This window comes from Prosthecobacter sp., assembly GCF_044373815.1.
GTDB lineage: Bacteria > Verrucomicrobiota > Verrucomicrobiia > Verrucomicrobiales > Verrucomicrobiaceae > Prosthecobacter.
This window is the reverse complement of the sequence record NZ_JBIPNG010000698.1, coordinates 1-2,524: the sequence shown is the minus strand read 5'-3', so window position 1 is coordinate 2,524 and position 2,524 is coordinate 1. Positions and strand designations below refer to the sequence as shown.

The 2,524-nt window shown below is 61.3% G+C and carries 3 protein-coding genes; all 3 read right to left on the bottom strand.

The features are described from left to right. Positions 1–146: 146 nt before the first annotated feature. Positions 147–383, bottom strand: coding sequence for a hypothetical protein (locus ACIREA_RS30455; protein WP_397386073.1), 237 nt, complete (start codon positions 381–383; stop codon positions 147–149). Positions 384–403: 20 nt separating this feature from the next. Then, on the bottom strand, positions 404–748 hold the full coding sequence (locus ACIREA_RS30450) for a DUF2934 domain-containing protein (RefSeq protein WP_397386072.1): 345 nt from the start codon (positions 746–748) through the stop codon (positions 404–406). A gap of 60 nt (positions 749–808) precedes the next feature. Beyond that, a partial coding sequence (locus ACIREA_RS30445; protein WP_397386071.1) for an ATP-binding protein occupies positions 809–2,524 on the bottom strand: 1,716 nt, incomplete at its 5' end.

Here is a 2,524-nt window from a genome sequence, read left to right as displayed (position 1 = left end):
GAAAGCCTGCGTGCGACCAGCGCCAGCATGACGACGGCCAGCAGCAGACCCACGAAGATGTCAGCGATGCTGGTCATAACGTTCGGCAAGCATGAGCATGCCTGTTCAACGGATGCTGTCTGCAGTCCGGCTGTGCTGCCGTGAGATCAAGCCGGAACGGCGGCGCTGCTGTGCGTGGCGGTGGACCAATAGGACGAGCCGAGAGAGCCACGCACGCAGGGAGGCAGGGAGCGACCTCCATAATAGTGGCCGAGACCGATGCGCAGGCCGTGCGAGATGGGCGAGTTTTCGCTGTATACTGAGATGAGATTGCACACGCACTGGGCACTGTTGCGCAGGGAGCATGTCATGGGGCAGTCAGGCTTGGGACGACGGCTGTTCATGGTGGTGAGTCAGGTGAATGTCAGGCGCGCACGAGACGCCGCTCTGCGGTTAGTTCAGCTTCGGCACGCAACCAGTCGTCCTGATGAGCGCCATCTGCCGAGCCGCGTTTTTGGAAGTTGTGATAGGCCCTGAGGGCGACTTCATCCGGGGAGTGCGCGGGCGGCGGCGCGGCGCTGTCCTGGGGTGGTGCAGCAACCAGAGGCAAGACCTTGGCCTGCTTGGGCTTGGGTGCCGAGGCAGTCTTGGCGGCTGGCCCATTTTTGGCGATGGGGGTGGCTTTCAGGTTCTTGGAACCTTTGAGCACGGGAGTGACTTTCGCGGTCGTGCTGCCTTTGGCGGACGGTGTGCTCTTGTTGGTTTTCATGGGGTGGCCCACATACCAAGGTCAGCTTCGCTTTTGCCATGGGGTGTTTACCCCAAATTCTCAGGCGGGAGGGACCGCGCCGTTCTCGGCGAAGGCGAGGGCGACATTGAGGGTCTCCATGAATTCGTTCACCTTGATGGGCTTGGTGAGGTAGCGGAAGAAGCCGGCTTCGATGCCTTTTTCGATGTCGCGCGGGATGGCATTGGCGCTGAGTGCGACGATGGGGATGTGCGCGGTGGTGGGATCAAGGCGGATGATTTTCATGGCCTCGATGCCGCTGATGCCGGGGAGATTGATGTCCATGAGGATGACATCCGGCAGGTAGCCATGGGCGAGGCTGATGCCGTCTGCGCCATTCTGGGCGGTGAGGAGGCGGAGATCCGAACGGCGGGCGATGAGCTGCTCGATGAGTTTGAGATTCGCGGGATTGTCCTCGATGTAGAGGAGGAGCCGGGTGCGCTTGCCAGCTCCTTCGGGGATGGCTGTGAGCGTGGTGGTGACGGATTTGATGAAATCAATGTGGGGATCCACGGCGGAGCCGAGCTCGATCCAGAACACGCTGCCGGTACCGACGGTGCTCTGCGCGCCGATGGTGCCCTCCATGAGCTCCACGAGGCGTTTGCTGACGACGAGGCCGATGCCGGTGCCTTCCTCGCCGGTGGCTTCTTTGCCGAGGCGATTGAAGGCCTGGAAGAGCTGCGCGAGCAGTTCGGGTGAAAGCCCGGCGCCGGTGTCTCTGACGCCGATGCGGAGGCGTCCGGGAATGGTGAGATCACAGTCCACCACGACGGTGCCACCGGCGCGGTTGTATTTGATGGCGTTGGAAAGGAGATTGATTAGGACCTGCTTGAGGCGGGTGCGATCAGCCTGGATGAAGCAGGGGGCATCAAATTTCGGGAACGACATGCTGATGCCGCGCTTCTGCGCCTGGGGCTCGATCATGGCCTGGCATTCGATGAGGACTTCGGGCAGCGAGACGGCCTCCAGCGAGAGTGAGAGGCGGCCGGATTCGACGACGGCGAGGTCGAGGATGTCATTGATGAGCTCCAGGAGGAACCAGCCGGCATGGAGAATCTGATCGATGCTGGCCTTCTGCGAGGCGGTGGGCGGTGGCGTGTCCGACTCGATGAGCTGGGTGAAGCCGAGGATGGCATTGAGCGGCGAGCGCAGCTCATGGCTCATGCTGGAGAGGAAGTCGGATTTGGCGAGATTGGCCTTCTCCGCGACGGCCTTGGCTTTTTGGAGCTCGACGGTTTTTTCCTGCAGCACCTTGTCCCAGCGTTTGCGCTCGGTGATGTCACGTGCTGCGGCAAACACACCCTGCAGGACGCCATCGCGATCATGAAAGATAGTGGCGTTGTAGGAGACGTCTGTCTCCTTGCCGTCCTTGGCACGGGCGGTGAGTTCGTAGTCGGTGACTTTGCTTTCGCTGAGCACGCGATTGATGGCGGCCTCGGCGCGTGCGGGATCGGTGAAGTAGTTTTTAAAGGCGGCACCGATGAGTTCTTCGCGCGAGCGGCCGGTGAGAGTCTCCATCTGATTGTTCACGTCGGTGATGATGCCGGAGGCGTCGGCCATCATGAGAGCATCGATGTTGGATTCGATGAGGGAGCGGGTGTAGAACTGCTGATCACGCAGGAGCTGATCGAGCTTTTCCTGCTTGGCCTCGGCCTGCTTGCGGACGGTGTTGTCGGTGCCGATGAGGAGATAGCCGATGATGCTGCCGTGGTCATGCACATCACGCAAAGCGGTGACGGACACTACGGCTGGGAAGCG